We start from the raw sequence: 16,704 nt of genomic DNA, 5'->3' as shown, positions 1-16,704 counted from the left end.
TCCTCATGGTGAGGAGCGCGTCTTCGCGCGTCTCGAACCATGAGGGGCCACAGGCCTCATCCTTCGAGACGCGGCGAAGACGCCGCTCCTCCAGCGATAACGGCGAAGCCGTTACGCAGGGATGAGGGTTTGTCGTTATCCAATATCCGCAAAGCGCGGCGTGCGCTTTTCCATGTTGGCGCGCACCGCCTCGGTCTGGTTCGGACTACCCAACAGCTTCTGTTGCTCGACGGACTCCGCAAGCAGCGCCGGGCCGGGATCAAGGGAGAGATGGTTCAGCATGCGCTTGGCGGCGCGGATCGCATCCGGGCTTTTTCCCGCGATCTCGCGGGCGACCTCGAAGGCTGCAGCCCGCGGATCGTCGCAGATGCGCGTGGCGAGGCCAAAACCCATCGCCTCCTGCGCCGAAAAGATCCGCCCGGTATAGGTCAGCTCGCGCAGGATATCGTCCCGCACGAGGCTCGCCAGGATTGGCGTCCCCGCCATATCCGGCACCAGGCCCCACTTGATCTCCATGATCGACATCCGCGCGTCGGGACTGAGAAATCGCATGTCGGCGCCGAGCGCGAGCTGAAAGCCGCCGCCGAACGCCACGCCCTGGATCGCCGCGATCACTGGTACCGGAAGCTGTCGCCAGCCCCATACCGCCTGTTGCGGGAAATTGGCCAGCCCATAGGTGCGGGCCGAAAGGTCGCGCTTTTCGCCGCCGGCGATGCCGTTGCCGCCCTTTTCCTTCATTTCGGCGAACCGCCCCATGTCGAGACCGGCGCAAAACGCCCGTCCCTCCCCGGACAATACTACCGCCCGGAGGCCTTTTTCGCGGGAAAGCCGCTCGGAAGTGGCGACCAGCGCCTCGAACATCGCGGCATCGAGCGCATTCATCTTGTCCACCCGCACCAGGCGGACATCGGCGACGCCCTCCGAAATCGTGACCGAGACGCGATCATCCATGGACGGTTCTCCCTGCGCTTCTTTATTATGGTTCTGCTTTACAGAACGGCCTTGTCCGGATTTAGTCAATCAACCAATTAACAGACAATCCCTTCAGGCGGAAACCCCATGTTCAATGAAAAGCTTCTTGTAGGCCGGAGCATCCTGGTCACCGGCGGCGGCACCGGGCTCGGCAAATCGATGGCGGCGCGCTTCCTCGAACTCGGCGCCGAGGTTCATATCTGCGGCCGACGCAAAGGCGTCTGCGACGAAACCGCGACCGAACTGATGGACCTCTATGGCGGCCGGGTCACCAGCCACGGCGTCGACATTCGGAATGCGCTGGCGGTCGACGAGATGATCGAGACGATTTTCCGTGACGCCCCGCTGACCGACCTCATCAACAACGCCGCCGGCAATTTCATCTCGCGCACCGAGGATCTGACGCCGCGCGGCTTCGACGCGGTCGCCAATATCGTCATGCACGGCACGTTCTATGTGACGCACGCAGTCGGCAGGCGCTGGATCGCCTTGAAGCAGCCCGGCAATGTGGTGTCGATCACCGTGACCTGGGTCCGCAACGGCAGCCCCTATGTGGTGCCCTCGGCGATGAGCAAGTCCGCGATCCACGCCATGACTATGTCGCTGGCGACGGAATGGGGCCATTACGGCATCCGGCTCAACACCATCGCGCCCGGCGAAATCCCGACCGAGGGCATGAGCAAAAGAATAAAACCTGGCGACGAGGCCGGCGCGCGCACCAAGGCGCTGAACCCGATGGGCCGGGTCGGCAAGATGGAAGAACTGCAAAACCTCGCGGTGTTCCTGATTTCAGGCGGCTGCGACTGGATCAACGGCGAGACCATCGCCATGGACGGCGCCCAAGGTCTGGCCATGGGCGGCAATTTCTATCAGCTGCGCGACTGGAAAGACGCCGACTGGACCGCGGCACGCGACTCGATCAAGGCGCAGAACGAGAAGGACCGGGCCGCAAGGGGGTAAAGGTATCGTCTCCCGGACGCGGTGCAGCGCGAAGCGATGAACTCGGAGCCGGGACCCACCTCGTAGCACAACGATAGACCCCGGATGCTGCGCAGCGCCAACGCGCGCGCAGCATCCGGGGAATGCCAGCCTCCCGTATTGTCTTTGGCCCGCAACGACGCCAGTATTGCCGCAACCAAAGACAAAACGTCCGGGAGCGACATGTCCGACATCGAAGTGCCGGCAAACCTTGCCGATATGGTGCGCGCGCGGGCGAAGACCCGCGGCGATGCGGTCGTCTACGAATTCGAGGGCCGCCAGACCAGCTTTGCCCAGTTCGACGTCCTGACCAACCGGGTCGCCAACGCGTTGCAGGCGCAAGGCGTGAAACCGCGCGAGCGCATCGCCTATCTCGGCAAGAACAGCGACATCTATTTCGAGCTGCTGATGGGCGCGATCAAGGCCAATATGGTGATGGCGCCGGTGAACTGGCGGCTGGCCGGGCCCGAGATCGCCTTCATCGTCGAGGATTGCAAGGCGCCCGTGCTGTTCGTCGGGCCTGAATTTACCGGCCTGATCGACAGGATCAGGCCGCAACTGCCTGATGTGCGCACCTTCATCGCGACCGAAGGCAGCGCGCCGGGCTTTTTGAACTACACCGCGTGGCGGGACGCGCAGAGCGGCGACGATCCGAAGGTCGATATCGAGCGCAAGGACATCGCCATCCAGCTTTATACATCCGGCACGACAGGCAAGCCCAAAGGCGCGATGCTGTCGCACGCCAATTTCCTCAACCTTGTAGAAGCCGGCAAGGACGAAAGGCCCGACTGGAACAAATGGACCCAGGACGACGTCTCGCTGGTGGCGATGCCGATCTTCCATATCGGCGGCTCCGGCTGGGGGGTGATGGGCCTCTATCACGGCGCCAAAGGCGTGATCGCCAGGGAGTTCGATCCCACCAGGATATTGGACTTCTTCGAGCAGTCCGGAATTACAAAATTGTTCATGGTGCCGGCCGCGATGCAGTTCGTGGTGCGGCAACCCCGCGCGCGCCAGGTTGATTTCTCGCGGCTGAAATACATGCTCTATGGCGCCTCGCCGATTCCGGCGGCACTCCTGAAGGAATGCATCGAGGTGTTCAAATGCGGCTTCGTGCAGATGTACGGCATGACCGAAACGACCGGCACCATCGTGGCGCTGCCGCCCGAGGACCATGTCGAGGGACTGGACCGGATGCGCTCGGCCGGCAAGGCATTGCCGGGCATCGAACTTGCGATCCTCGATGTCAATGGCAACCGGTTGCCGCCGAGCGAAGTCGGCGAGATCGCCACCCGCTCCGGCTCCAACATGGTCGGCTACTGGAACCTTCCTGAAGCCACCGCCCGGACGCTCGGCGCCGACGGCTGGCTGCGCACGGGAGATGCCGGCTACCTCGACAAGGACGGCTATCTCTATATCCACGACCGTATCAAGGACATGATCATCTCTGGCGGCGAGAACATCTACCCCGCCGAGGTCGAGAGCGCGATCTGCGATCATCCCGATGTCGCCGAGGTGGCGGTGATCGGCATTCCCGACGAGAAATGGGGCGAAGCCGTCAAGGCGATCGTGGTGATGAAGCAGGGCAAGAGCGCGACCGCCACCGACATCATCAACTTCACCCGCGAACGAATCGCCGGTTTCAAGACGCCGAAATCGGTGGACTTCATCGAGGCGCTGCCGCGCAACCCATCGGGGAAGATTTTACGCAGGCATCTGCGCGATCCCTATTGGGAGGGCAAGGAGCGGCAGGTGAATTAGCATTCCACGTCGTCCCGGCAATACGAATGAGATGCTTGCGGGATTTGCACGCAAAAGAAAAAGGCTCGCCCGAATGAGGCAGGCCCCAATAGACCCTGGTTCATAATGACGCTTTAGGCTAGGGCAGCTGAGGCGCGGGTGTGACCGGACGCGCATCACTGGCTACGGAGGGCTGCTTTGTGTCGATGTCCACTGTGCAGCGCATAGCGGACTCAAGTCGGACATTGAACCATGTGCGAGAAGTGCCAAACTCGGAAGTGGACAATTTTGACAGGCCGAAACAGCAAGCCGTTCTATCTTCGGTCAGTTGGTGGCGGATATTCGAGATGAGGGCAACCCCTTGCCGGGATCGCATAGCCCCCCAAACAGTCTGCCATAGTGTCCCAAAGCATACTGCGGGATCAGCGCGCGGCGCGCCATCGCAACATTGAATCCCATGAACCCCTCGCCCCGCGCCGCCGCGCGTCGGGATTTGTAAGCTGCATTGAATTCGTGCAGCGTTCCGTCCCGGCGCATCGTCTCGACTTAGGAGTCGTGCCGGATCGCGAATTGCGGCGAAAGAACTGGTGCTAGCTAGTGCACGGGCATCGGCGGCCGCGGCACCGATGACAGCTCTGGTTCGACCTGCGGCTGGGCCGTGGCTTGCGGTTGCGGTTCAGGTTGCCGCAGCACGGAAGGTGCAGCGGCCTGCGGCAACGTAGGGGCTGCTGCGGCTTGCGAGGGCCTAAATGGCATCGGCTTGTGCGGGGGAGCGGCGGCCGACCGGGGCGGAGACGCTGATATGTTGGGCCGCCGGTTCTGCTCGGAAGCCTCGGCAACGTCGCGGAACATTTGTTCCTGGCTGGTCTTGAGCTGCTCAATACTGGTCTTGAGCTGCTCGATCTCTTGCCCTGCGGTTGCGAGGTCGCGCGCCATCGACTGGAGCAACTGCGCTGATTCGGGAGACAGGGCGGCGGCGGTCGGCGCGACGCCTTCCGTGGCGGTCTGAGCCAGAGGTGCCGGTTGCGATGGTGCTGCCCTCGTCGCGGACGCCTGGACGGCAGGTGGGGTCGGTTGCTCGGGGAGCCTTGGGTTTTCCCGCGGCGGCGATAAAATCAGGACGAACTGCGGCGCCCACTTCGCGATAATCTGTTTGGCCGCATCACCGTAGAACTGCCAAGCGACGCCCGCGCCACCGATGCATGCTACCCATAGGAAGCGAATGAAGGCGCGTACCGCCCGCCTGCCAATCGACGGCCGGTCGCCCGGGACTTCGACGTTGTTGACGGCAGCAGGGCGAAACGTCAGATCGACCGGGGGAATCGGGGGGCCAGCGGAGAAGTCGGACCCCATGCGGGTCTGCGCCGAAGAATAGCGCATGGCGTCGTGCGCCAGATTGGAAAGCTCTTTATCCTCGGGCGCGATCAGAGGGAAATCGCGCGGATCGGTTTGTCTCGGGTTTGGCGTGGAATGCATTGGCGCTCCGTGCTGCACTCGGGCGAGATAATGGGAGGCGGGCTGGCTTCATCGCGACGGGCAGGTGCACCAGGGGCTGAAGGCGAAGGCGAATGAGCCGGTGCGAGTGGCCTCGGGACACCATGCGAACGACGATAGAAGCCCGCTGATGGCGTCAGCTAAAAAACCGAACAAAGAGATTCCGAAAACCCGAAATAAGTAAGCCTAGGATGGCTCCAGCGATAGTGCCACCAATTAGTCCGCCACCGGCTTGCCCGTAGACATCGGGATGTGTCCAAAGCCCAATCTCCAGAGAGGCTGCGTAGAGCAGTCCCAGGCAAGCTCCGTACATCGCAACTTTAAGCGTGTTCCATTTGTTCATTTGGCTGCTCAATCGTCTTGCGGCCATCGCAGCTGCTCACGCAACGCCACTGGGGCTGTGGCCATTGATCCGCTGCTTCAGAATGGCCGACGGCTTGAACACGATCACGCGACGCGGAGAAATTGCCAGCTCGGCGCCGGTCTTCGGGGTGCGGCCGATACGCTGACCTTTCGCGAGATTTCTTGTCATGGCTCTGTTTCCTTGTCGTGTCAGAATCCCCGATCGCAGGGAGATGCGCATCACGGCATAGGAATGCGAGCATGATTCAGCCGTCCATTCATAAACGCGATATAGGAATCGAGCCGCATGGTTGTGTGCGGGGCGTTGTTCGACATGCGCGATTTAGCCCAAATGCTCGCGCACGTTCACGACGCGGCGATGGAGGTCGGCGAAGGTCCGGAGACGCCAGCGCTCGGAGGGGCGCCCATGCAGTAGGCCGCCCGCGATTGATTGTACAGGCCGCTACGTTTCCCTCACCGAGGTCCGCTTTGCTGCGCATTACGGACGCAACTTGGACATCGGGCTAGGTCCGAAACGTGCCAAAGGTGGAAGTCGCCGTTCTTGTTCGATCACCTCGTTGCCGTGCGTGCGGGCGGCCCGGTTGGCGCGGTCGCTAACGGCCCGCAGAGGCTCCGATGATTCGTTTCCGGCATGCCCCCATAGTGAGGGCCGCAATCACCGCAAACGCATGACCAACGCGATCAAAGCTTCCGCTGCTCGCTACGGCTGTAACCCAATTCTCGCCGGCAGAAATCAAGTCGTAACGCGCAGCCACGAAAATCTGCGCATTACCCAACGATCGGGGATTCTCACACAGCAAGGAAACAGAACTATGACGAAAAATCTCGCCTTAGCCGCATCGATAATGATGCTGGTTGCGATCTCAGGACAGGCTTTTGCGGGCACGGCCGCACCGAACGCGCGGTATTGGCCCAAAGCGATCGCCCCCTCAGACCGGCAAGCGGTCTCCGCCTACAATGCTTACGATCGGGCCGTCGCGACAGAGACGGTCGAGCCCAATGCGCACCGTTATTATGGCGGACCGAAATCGAACTATTGACGTTTGATGTTCTCGACATGGCTCTCGCCAGCAATCGAACACCATCGGCGTGGAGCTATTTGGTCTCCTTTGGGGTCAAAAACGGTCCTGACGCCCTTGAAATGGGACTTCTGTTTTACCCCCGAAAGCAGACATCGGTCAGCTACGCTGCCGATTGCGATGCCATCGTCTGCCTACGGTGCAGCGACGTACCGATGTCGAGCGGAGCGCCTGACCAATGCCGTTCCGCTAGCTCGGTGGATGTCGGCGGTTCGATCCCGTCATCGCCTACCACTGCCGAGTTGCGTGATACGCGCGTATCAAACATCTGGTCACCTGCCGGCCGCAGTACAACATGCATTTGTTCTGACCCGTCCCACCATTGGGGTTGGCACATCTGCCCACGCAATTTGCGGTTTGATCCTCACATTGCGCCGCGTCTGTCACCGCTTCTGCCGGTGAGTTGAGGAGCACTCCGATGCCTATGAGGGTGATCGCGAAGAAAAGGTGCCGTGCCATGTTCGAACCTCCTGAGAAAGGTGAGCGGGCCACTCTAAATCCTAACCTCTCGACGAGGCTAAACCTACTTTTTTCCGATCAAGCCCTTGGGCGGCGGGTTGGCTATTGCTGGTCGAGGAGGGCGAGCGTGCCGCGCTTAGTTTTCAACTCCCAGACTTTGAAATTGTGCAGCAACATCAAGTTCGCGACCCAGGCTCAGCGAACCGAGTTGGGTCAAAAACGGCCCTGAAGGCACCGAAATTCGGCTTCCGTTATCCTCGCTGAAGCGGACATTGCTCGCCAGCCGTATTCAGCTTGAGGCACGGCTCGGCCCTTTCCCCTACCGCGGTTTGGATTGCACTCGTCAACCGCGTCTTGCCACGCGACGATCTCGTCCTCGAACCAGACCCGGAGGCTCGCGCACGCCGGCGATTGCTGGATACTCTGCTTTCGCGGAGTGGCGGCTGTGGTTGAACAGGCATTTCGCGTTGGCAACCGAGGCGCAGGGAGGGCCCGTAGCCCGTAGGGCGGTTCTCTTTAACCCGCCATCTCGCGTGGAGCGGCGGGTTAAAGAGAACCCGCCCTACGCGAGCTACGAGCTCCCTGCCTGTGGCCCGTGGGCTAGAGGTTTCCCCAGTAGCTGGCCGTCTTAATCCAACTACCGATCGCACCTCTCATGCTTCGGTCCTTCGTTTCGATCCGCTTACCGTGGTAATTGCCGATGCAGATCCAAACGCTCCTCGAACTCTGATGGACGCTCACAGTGCACACCCTGCTCAACACAGTGACTGCGCGCTCGATCGAACCTTCCTGCATGTCGGTGTGCTCCTGTGCTCTTGCCTCGCATCACGTCTGCAAACGTCCGATTATTGTCCCGGTGATTGCTAATGGACGGACGAGATTTTAGGATGTGTTTGGAAAGAAAATGAAAAGTTAAGGGGCCCTTCGAAACCTGAAATCTCTGTGGATGGCTCTTTGCGATGCAGTGAGGTTGCCGGAGAGGATCGTCGCGGCGGAGAATATTAGGTCCGTAGGCCGGATCGCGATCCGCCATTGCTGATCAAAGCGTGGTCCGATGAAAGCCGAAGGCGTAGTCCGCCTTCCGGATAGCCAGGACGGCGGATCGCGATCCGCCCTACGTGCTGAGGCTCGCGCACGCCGGGGGCTGCGACAAAATAACCCGACGGGCAGAATTTTCCTTCCGTCGTCGGGCAAATCACCTTTAGGAGTCCTCCCATCCTGTCCCCGAGGAAGGGGCGTTGGCCATCGTCACCGAACGTCGGGATGGGATGCGGTGGACGCGGCGGCATCGTGCGCGCGATGGGATCGCAGGGCGGGTAAACTCCGTGAGCGATCACAGGACGCGCCGACGAGCGGTGCCGAGGCGTACGGCAAAGTCGTGTGGTTCCGATGCCTCAGTGGTTGGCGTCAAGTCTTTCGGAGGCGCGAAAGCCCAACCGGGCAGAGTGCCAGTTTCCGGGAGGCGACGGAGGCAAGAGAGCCCGATACTCCGGGAAGAGCGCGATATAAGTCGTAAAGCCATTGCGCAGGGAATGTCGGATCGCCTCCGCTGCCCTGTATGCTCGTGTGCGATTTTCTTTTTGCCCTTTGCACACGGGACCGCGGGTGCAGCGCGCATCCGGCATTCCCTGCTCCCTCGTTATGTCGAGGGACAACGAAACGCAAACCTCGGGCGTCTCCCGCCACGAGAACGCGGACGTGTATCTGCTGTTTGAAAAGCGAGACGCCCTCAATGCTTCCCCGCCCCCATATAGCCGAACAGGAACCCCGCGACCTTCCGCTTCTGGATTTCCTCGCTGCCTTCGGTGATGCGGTAGCGGCGGTGGTGGCGATAGATGTGCTCGAACGGCTTGTGGCGCGAATAGCCCATGCCGCCATGCACCTGCATGGCGCGGTCGGCAGCCTCGCAGCACAGCCGGTTCGCCCAGAAATTGCACATCGAAACCCGGTCGGACAGCGTGTGCTCAACCTGCGCCTGCGTCAGCTGGTCCATCTCCCAGGCGGTCTTGCGGATCAAGAGCCGCAGCATCTCGGCCTGCGTCGCCAGCTCCACCAGCGGCCACTGGATCGCCTGGTTCTCGGCCAGCGCCTTGCCGAACGGTTTGCGCTCGCGCGCATATTTCACGCTCTCATTGATGCAGTAGACGGCGGCGCCCAGCGAACTCGCGGCCTGTCGGATGCGGTTCTCATGGACAAAACATTGCGCCAGCGACAGTCCGCGGCCGACCTCGCCGAACAGCGCATCCTCCGGGACGAACACGTCGGTGAAGCTCACCCGGGGATGGTCCGTCGGCATATTGAAGGTCCACATGTATTCCTCGACCTTGACGCCTTTTGTCTTGGCCGGCACCAGGAAGCAGGTGATGCCGCGGGCGTCGCCGTCATTGCCGCTGCTGCGCGCGAACAGCGCGCATTGGGTCGCGACATGCATGCCGGTGGTCCACATCTTCTCGCCGTTGATCACCCATCCCTTGACACCGTCTCGCGTGGCCTCGACGGCGCGGGTTTCCATGTGGGTCGCGTCCGAGCCGTGATCGGGTTCGGTGAGACCGAAGGTGATGCGGTATTTTCCCGTGATCGAGCCCTCGATCATCGCCTTCTGGTCTTCGCGGCCGTAGCGGTCGAGCATGGTCACCAGCGGCAGATTGCCGACGATGGAATGTTCGTTCTGCAGGTCGTTGTGCAGGCCGAGCCCCTTGGAGGCAAAATGCTCGCGGATGACCGCCATCCAGAGATTGGAGCCGTCCTTGCCGCCATAGCGCTTGGGGATTGCGAAGCGCAGATGCCCGGCGCTGTCGGCGAGATTCTTCACCCGCCGCAGCAGCACTTCCCATTCATGCCGCGGCAGTCCGCCATTGTCGAAATCGGTGCGCGCCCATTCGCGGCGGTGATCGAAGAAGCGGATGTTGTCGTCGGCCTGCTCGATCGGCTTGATCTCGCGCGCGATGAAAAGGTCGAGTTCGTCGAGATAGGCGACCAGATCGGCCGGCAGATTGAAATCCAAGGCGGTCTCTCCCGGAGATATCGTTCTTGTCGATTTGCGTTAAGGCGCTACAAGGCGCTTCAGCCTGGATCGATTAAGCTGAGAAGACGACGTCCAAGTCAAGCAACCGGACAAGGCCTGGCATGCGCACCCCGCTTGCGAAATTGGATGGTATCCGAGGGCGGGCACACGCTAATATTGCGGCTAATATTCTTCGCCGCAGAAAATCAAAAAGGGAGCAACATGGACCTGAAATTCTCGCTAGTGACGCGCAAGGGCCCGGTCACGATCGTGACGCTGTCGCGCCCGGAAGTGTACAACGCGCTGCATACGGACGCCCATTTCGAGTTGGACAAAGTGTTCGACGATTTCTCTTCCGATCCGGAGCAATGGGTCGCGATCGTCACCGGCGCCGGCGACAAGGCGTTTTGCGCCGGCAACGACCTGAAATGGCAGGCTGCCGGCGGCAAGCGCGGCTGGGACAAAGGCGGGTTTGCCGGACTGACCTCGCGCTTCGACTGCGACAAGCCGATTATCGCGGCGGTCAACGGCGTCGCCATGGGCGGCGGTTTTGAGATCGCGCTGGCCTGCGACCTCATCATCGCTTCGGAAAACGCGACCTTCGCGTTGCCCGAGCCGCGCGTCGGCCTGGCCGCACTCGCTGGCGGCCTGCACCGGCTGCCGCGGCAGATCGGGCTGAAGCGCGCGATGGGCATGATCCTCACCGCGCGCCACGTCTCGGCCAGGGAGGGTCTTGAGCTGGGGTTCGTCAATGAAGTGGTGCCGCAGGGCGAGGCGCTGGCGGCGGCGGAACGCTGGGCCGAAACCATCTGCAAGAATTCGCCGATGTCGATCCGCGCCTCCAAGCAGACCATTCAGAAAGGCCTCGCGGTCTCGCTGGAGCAGGCGATCGCCGAGCAGCGCGAATACCCCGCCGTGAAGGCAATGGCGGCGTCGCAGGATTATATCGAGGGCCCGAAGGCGTTTTCGGAAAAGCGCCCGCCGAAATGGGTGGGGAAATGACGTCATTGTCATTCCGGGGCGATGCGAAGCATCGAACTACGATGTGCAGTTGCACATCGGAGAATATCGAGATTCCGGGCCTGGTGCTAACGCACCATCCCGGAATGACGTTGATGGGGTATCGCGGCGCTCGACCCGACCTACGATTTCGTCCCCAACTCCCGCTTGTACGCCGCGTAATTCGGCTGATCGACCGCGAGCTTGTCCATCGTGGTCTGCCACAGATGCTCCGCCAGCCCCGGCGTCTGCAGATCGAGCTCGCCGCCGGCGATCCTGCCGGCCAGAGCGCGATTGAGGTCGATCAGCGAACCCTGCAGGCCCAATAGCTGCGACAGCCGCGCTGCTTCGGCGGCATCGCTGCCCTGCTCCAGCGTCAATTGCCTTGTGACGAGGTCGAGCATGTTGATCGCTACCCGCAGCTTGAACGCGCTATGCCCTTCGATGATGGGCGTGATGTCCTGGCGCAGGAAGTCCGCGACGGCTTTCGTCAGTTCGACAGGTGTCGGTTCGTCCTGCATCTCACTTCTCCCGTGGCGCGAGCAATCGCAGCAAATCGATCTCGGTTTCCGACGAGCGCCGGCCGATCATGGCGCGCTCCATCGAATGGTCGGGGCCGATGCGAAAGCGCTGCATCATGCCGCAGCACATCACGCCCCAGCGCAGCGTGCCCATCACTTCCCAGAATTTCACCCGTTCGGGATCGGCGCGGCGGCCCGCCGCCGCATAGCCGGCAAACAGTTCCTCGCGCGATCCGAAACCGCCGACGGGTTTATCGATCTCGCCGAAGCGCCAGGAATTGACGCAGACCCAGCCCAGATCTTCCATGGGATCGCCGAGATGCGCCAGTTCCCAGTCCAGCACCGCGCGCACGCCGTCGGGGCCGATGATGAGGTTGCCGTGGCGGAAATCGCCATGGACCAGCGTCACCTCGTCCGATGGCCCCGGATCGTGATCGCGCAGCCAGCGCAGCGCCAGTTCGAACACCGGTCGCGGCCAGTCAAAACCGCGGTATTCGCGTTCGAGGTCCGCAATCTCCTTTGTCGACGTCATCTGCCTAAGTCTGGGCAATTTCGCCGCATCGAGAGCGTGAATGCCGGCCGCGATCCGGCCGATCTGACGCGCCAGCATCGGACGCGCCCCGGCAAATTGCTCGTCCCGCAAAATCTTGCGCGCGATGGTCTCGCCCTCGATCCGCTGCATGATGAAGCCTGTGCCGAGTTCGTCCTCCGGCTTCAGCACATGCAGCACCCGCGGCGACGGCAGGCCGGCTTCATACGCGAGCTGCATCAGCACCGCCTCGGCATCGAGCCCGGCCGCCCGCGACGGCGAAGCGCCGTAACCCGGCGGCGCGCGGCGCAGGATCGCGCCGATATTGCCGCTCGGGCGCACGATCGCGAACGTCCAGGTCTCCTGGCTGGCGCCGCCGGAGAGTTTTGCCGCGCCGGTGACGCCGGTCGCGCCCGGACACCAGGCGGCGACGCAGCGTCCGAGTTGCGCCTCGATCATTTGCCTTTGAACTTCGCCGGACGCTTCTCGAGGAAGGCCGTGACGCCCTCCTTGAAATCCTCCGCGCGCCCCGCAATCCGCTGCGATTCGTATTCGAGGTTGAGCTGATCTTCGAAGGAGTTTTCCGGGCTATCCCAATACAGCTTGCGGATCAGCGACAGCGCGATCGTCGGACCGTTCGCCAGCTCATGCGCGAGCTTCATGGTTTCCTCCATTAAGGTTGCATCGTCATAGACCCGGTTGACCAAGCCCCATTCCAGCGCCTTCTCGGCCGGCAGCCGCTCTCCCATCAGGGACAGTTCGACCGAGCGCGCCTTGCCGATCAGCCGCGGCAGCAGCCAGGTCGATCCGCAATCCGGCACCAGGCCGATGCGCCGAAACGCCTGCAGGAAATGCGACGAGCGCGCGCACAGGATCATGTCGCCCATCAGCGCGAAGCTCATGCCGGCGCCGGCGGCCGGTCCGTTCACCGAGGTGACGATCGGGCAATGCAGGTTGCGCAGCCGCCGCAGGAACGGGTGGAACGCGGTCTCCAGCGCCGCGCCGGCATTGCTCCTGCCCGGCTTCTGATTGTTGCGGCCCTGCAGATTGGCGCCGGTGCAGAATGCGCGCCCGGCGCCGGTGAGGACCAGACAACGGACCTCGGCCTTCTTGTCGTCGATTTCGTCGAGCGCCTCGCCGAGACTGCCCAGCATGTCGATCGACACGGCGTTCATCACCTCCTGGTGGTCGAGCTTGAGGATCGCCACCGGACCGTCGAACTCCAGCGTGACGTGCTTGAACTGCATCTGTTTCCTCTTGGGTTGTGGGGCCGCGTTATTTCGTCTCGCGGCACAAAGGGTTTTGGTCTTGAACCCATATTTGATTTTCTCAACGGGCTTGTCCATGGTTGTAAAGAGAACATCGGCCCTCAACGGACGCACGGCCTGACGCGCGCCGGACCAGACTGGAAACGCTCATGAGCATGTTCGACCTCACCGGCCGCGTCGCGGTCATCACCGGCGGCAATGGCGGCATCGGCCTTGGCATCGCGCAGGCGCTGGTCGCGGCCGGCTGCGGCGTTTCGATCTGGGGCCGCAATGCCGAGAAGAACAAGAGCGCAGCGGCGACCATGGCCGGCGCTCCGGGCAAAGTTGATACCCGTATCTGCGACGTCAGCGATGCGGCTTCCGTCAAGGCTGCGATGAAGGCGACGCTGGATGCTTTCGGCCGGGTCGACGGCTGCTTTGCCAACGCCGGCATCGGCGGCGGCGGACGGCGCGCCTTCATCGACCGCACCGAAGATGAATGGCGCAAAATGTTCGCAACCAATCTCGACGGCGTTTTCCACGTGTTCCAGGCCGCCGCGCGCCACATGACCGAGCGCGCCGAGGCCGGCGATCGTTTCGGCCGGCTGGTCGCGACCTCGAGCCTCGCCTCGCTGTTCGGCACCGCGCGCAACGAGCATTACGCCGCGACCAAGGCCGCGATCAACGCGCTGTGCCGCGCCCTCGCAGTCGAACTGGCGCGCCAGGGCGTCACCGCCAACGCCATCCTGCCCGGCTGGATCAAGAGCGAGATGACCGCCGGCATCATGGCGAACGAGAAATTCGTGGCCAATGTGATGCCGCGGATACCGGTGCGGCGGTTCGGCGAGCCGGAGGATTTCGGCGGCATCGCGGTTTATCTCATGAGCAAGGCGTCGTCCTATCACACCGCCGACTGCCTTGTGATCGATGGCGGCTATACGGCGTTTTGATCGCATCCTTCCGGGCGATGCGAAGCATTCATGCGAAGCTTGGGATTCCCTCGACGCACGATCGTGCGTTTGAGTGCCCGCACCATCCCGCCGCTTTCTGAGGGAACGCGTCTGGAATTCAGCGGGTATCGGGCTTATGTAGTTGCCCGTAGCCTGTTTTTAGAGCTTAAATCGATGTTGCAGCGCGGTAACACCCGCAAAAATCATTTCAAAATTCGGCGAAGGGAACCGGTTCGCCCAATTATTCGGCAATTTGCCTGCTTATAACCCAGTCGCTGCCCGCGCCATGCATTGCGCAGCGAAGTCGGTCGCGTGTTCAATCGACCACAAGCCTAGGTGCTGATTCGTGAAGGGACGGGCGGCGGTTATAGGGAACCTTTGCCTCGCGTTCCAGTAGTTCAGCTAACCGCATGAGGAGAAGGATCATGTACAACGATTCTCTGTTCAACGCTTTCGCCCGCTCCTTTGAGGCGCGCAGCGAAACCGAAATGTCGATGGCCGAATATCTGGAATCGTGTCGGGGCGATCCAATGCGATATGCCAACGCCGCTGAGCGGCTCCTGGCTGCGATCGGCGAACCTCAAATGATCGACACGGCCAGGGACCCACGCCTTGGCCGTATTTTTTTGAACAGGACGATGCGGGCCTATCCGGCCTTCGCCGGATTCTACGGCATGGAAGAAACCATCGAGCGCATCGTCGGGTTCTTTCGGCATGCGGCGCAGGGTCTGGAAGAGCGCAAGCAGATTCTTTATCTGCTCGGACCGGTAGGCGGCGGAAAATCATCGCTTGCCGAACGGCTGAAGTCATTGATGGAGGTCCACCCGATCTATGTGTTGAAGGCGGGCGACGAACTCAGTCCGGTGTTCGAGAGCCCTCTCAGCCTGTTCGATCCGGACACGCTGGGGCCGATGATCGAGGAAAAGTATGGCATTCCGCGCCGCCGGCTGAGCGGCCTGATGAGCCCGTGGTGCTACAAGCGGCTCGAAGCCTTCGGCGGAGATATTTCGCAATTCCGCGTCGCCCGCATCCAGCCCTCGCGCCTGCGGCAGATTGCGATTGCCAAGACAGAGCCCGGTGACGAGAACAACCAGGACATCTCGTCACTCGTCGGCAAGGTCGACATCCGCAAGCTGGAGACCTTTGCCCAGAACGACCCGGACGCCTACAGCTATTCCGGCGGCCTCAACCGCGCCAACCAGGGCATTCTCGAATTCGTCGAGATGTTCAAGGCGCCGATCAAGATGCTGCATCCGCTGCTGACGGCGACGCAGGAGAGCAACTATATCGGCACCGAAAATATCGGCGCGATTCCCTTTACCGGTGTCGTTCTCGCGCATTCGAACGAATCCGAATGGCAAAGCTTCAAGGCCAACAAGAACAACGAAGCCTTCATCGATCGCATTTGCGTCATCAAGGTGCCCTACTGCCTGCGGGTGACCGAGGAGCAGAAGATCTACGAGAAGCTCATTCAGGGATCCGAACTCGCCTCCGCGCCATGTGCGCCGGCGACCCTGGAGACATTGGCGCGCTTTTCGGTGATGTCACGCCTGCGCAAGCACGAGAACTCGACCGTGTTTGCAAAAATGCGGGTCTATGACGGCGAAAGCCTCAAGGAATCCGACCCGAAAGCCCGCAGCGTTCAGGAATACAAGGACGCCGCCGGCGTCGACGAAGGCATGGATGGCGTCTCGACGCGCTTCGCGTTCAAAATTCTCGCCGCTACCTACAATCACGACACCACGGAACTCGGCGCCGACCCAGTGCATCTGATGTATACGCTCGAGCACGCGATCCGCCGCGAGCAACTGCCCGATGAAGTCGAAAAGCGCTACCTCGAATTCATCAAGGCCGAGCTCGTGCCACGCTATGCGGAATTCATCGGTCACGAGATCCAAAAGGCCTATCTCGAATCCTACTCGGATTACGGACAGAACCTGTTCGACCGCTATGTGGATTACGCCGATGCCTGGATTGAAGACCAGGATTTCAAGGACCCAGATACCGGCCAGCTGCTCAATCGCGAGCTTCTGAACCAGGAACTGACCAAGATCGAGAAACCTGCGGGTATCGCCAACCCGAAGGACTTCCGCAACGAGGTCGTCAAGTTCTCGCTGCGGTCGCGTGCCCAGCACAGCGGAAAGAATCCGTCATGGACCAGCTATGAAAAAATCCGCGAAGTCATCGAGAAACGGATATTCTCCCAGGTCGAAGACCTTCTTCCCGTGATCTCGTTCGGCACCAAGAAGGACGGCGATACCGAAAAGAAGCACGGCGAGTTTGTCGAACGGATGGTCGACCGCGGCTATACCGAACGTCAGGTACGACGGCTCGTCGAATGGTACATGCGCGTGAAGCAAGCCGGCTAG

General features: G+C 61.6%; 12 protein-coding genes and 1 pseudogene. 6 read left to right on the top strand and 7 right to left on the bottom strand.

Annotated elements, in window-relative coordinates; genetic code table 11:
• Positions 1 to 135 precede the first annotated feature (135 nt).
• The gene (locus tag B5525_RS22070; protein ID WP_079567894.1) at positions 136 to 951 is read right to left on the bottom strand and encodes a crotonase/enoyl-CoA hydratase family protein; all 816 of its coding nucleotides are present in this window, start codon (positions 949 to 951) and stop codon (positions 136 to 138) included.
• Between the two features lie 108 nt (positions 952 to 1,059).
• Here B5525_RS22070 and B5525_RS22065 point away from each other — a divergent pair, with 108 nt between their 5' ends.
• Positions 1,060 to 1,932, top strand: a complete 873-nt coding sequence (locus B5525_RS22065; RefSeq protein WP_079567893.1) for an SDR family oxidoreductase — start codon at positions 1,060 to 1,062, stop codon at positions 1,930 to 1,932.
• Positions 1,933 to 2,133: 201 nt separating this feature from the next.
• On the top strand, positions 2,134 to 3,711 hold the full coding sequence (locus B5525_RS22060; protein WP_079573652.1) for a fatty acid--CoA ligase: 1,578 nt from the start codon (positions 2,134 to 2,136) through the stop codon (positions 3,709 to 3,711).
• Positions 3,712 to 4,284: 573 nt separating this feature from the next.
• Here the strand turns inward: B5525_RS22060 and B5525_RS22055 are convergent.
• Both B5525_RS22055 and B5525_RS22050 read right to left on the bottom strand, forming a co-directional pair.
• Positions 4,285 to 5,166: a hypothetical protein gene (locus tag B5525_RS22055; protein ID WP_079567892.1), complete on the bottom strand. Its 882-nt coding sequence runs from the start codon at positions 5,164 to 5,166 to the stop codon at positions 4,285 to 4,287.
• Between the two features lie 397 nt (positions 5,167 to 5,563).
• A pseudogene (locus B5525_RS22050) lies at positions 5,564 to 5,698 on the bottom strand (HU family DNA-binding protein); the annotation flags it as partial.
• A 517-nt stretch (positions 5,699 to 6,215) separates the two neighbouring features.
• On the opposite strand from B5525_RS22050, the gene B5525_RS44195 reads away from it, so the two are divergent.
• Positions 6,216 to 6,587, top strand: a complete 372-nt coding sequence (locus tag B5525_RS44195) for a hypothetical protein (RefSeq protein ID WP_154073359.1) — start codon at positions 6,216 to 6,218, stop codon at positions 6,585 to 6,587.
• A 2,227-nt stretch (positions 6,588 to 8,814) separates the two neighbouring features.
• Here the strand turns inward: B5525_RS44195 and B5525_RS22040 are convergent.
• Positions 8,815 to 10,089, bottom strand: coding sequence for an acyl-CoA dehydrogenase family protein (locus B5525_RS22040; RefSeq protein WP_079567889.1), 1,275 nt, complete (start codon positions 10,087 to 10,089; stop codon positions 8,815 to 8,817).
• A gap of 222 nt (positions 10,090 to 10,311) precedes the next feature.
• Here B5525_RS22040 and B5525_RS22035 point away from each other — a divergent pair, with 222 nt between their 5' ends.
• Complete coding sequence (locus B5525_RS22035) at positions 10,312 to 11,091, top strand: enoyl-CoA hydratase-related protein (protein WP_079567888.1); 780 nt, start codon at positions 10,312 to 10,314, stop codon at positions 11,089 to 11,091.
• 140 nt (positions 11,092 to 11,231) lie between these two features.
• Here the strand turns inward: B5525_RS22035 and B5525_RS22030 are convergent, their stop codons facing one another.
• Genes B5525_RS22030 through B5525_RS22020 form a run of 3 tightly spaced genes read right to left on the bottom strand, consistent with a single transcriptional unit; the run spans position 11,232 to position 13,385 of the window.
• Positions 11,232 to 11,609 carry a DUF6285 domain-containing protein gene (locus B5525_RS22030; protein ID WP_079567887.1) on the bottom strand — a complete coding sequence of 126 codons (378 nt, stop codon included), beginning with the start codon at positions 11,607 to 11,609 and terminating at the stop codon, positions 11,232 to 11,234.
• Position 11,610: 1 nt separating this feature from the next.
• Entirely contained in the window at positions 11,611 to 12,597 is a 987-nt protein-coding gene (locus B5525_RS22025) for a phosphotransferase family protein (RefSeq protein ID WP_079567886.1), read from the bottom strand.
• The gene (locus B5525_RS22020; protein WP_079567885.1) at positions 12,594 to 13,385 is read right to left on the bottom strand and encodes an enoyl-CoA hydratase/isomerase; all 792 of its coding nucleotides are present in this window, start codon (positions 13,383 to 13,385) and stop codon (positions 12,594 to 12,596) included. Before B5525_RS22020 ends, B5525_RS22025 begins: the two co-directional genes overlap by 4 nt.
• A gap of 170 nt (positions 13,386 to 13,555) precedes the next feature.
• Between B5525_RS22020 and B5525_RS22015 the strand changes: the two genes are divergently transcribed.
• Positions 13,556 to 14,335, top strand: coding sequence for an SDR family NAD(P)-dependent oxidoreductase (locus B5525_RS22015; protein ID WP_079567884.1), 780 nt, complete (start codon positions 13,556 to 13,558; stop codon positions 14,333 to 14,335).
• 425 nt (positions 14,336 to 14,760) lie between these two features.
• The gene (locus tag B5525_RS22010; RefSeq protein WP_079567883.1) at positions 14,761 to 16,704 is read left to right on the top strand and encodes a PrkA family serine protein kinase; all 1,944 of its coding nucleotides are present in this window, start codon (positions 14,761 to 14,763) and stop codon (positions 16,702 to 16,704) included.

The sequence above is a fragment of the Bradyrhizobium erythrophlei genome (assembly GCF_900129505.1).
GTDB classification, from domain to species: domain Bacteria; phylum Pseudomonadota; class Alphaproteobacteria; order Rhizobiales; family Xanthobacteraceae; genus Bradyrhizobium; species Bradyrhizobium erythrophlei_D.
The sequence above is the reverse complement of the archived record's forward strand: the minus strand, read 5'-3'. Positions and strand labels throughout refer to the sequence as shown.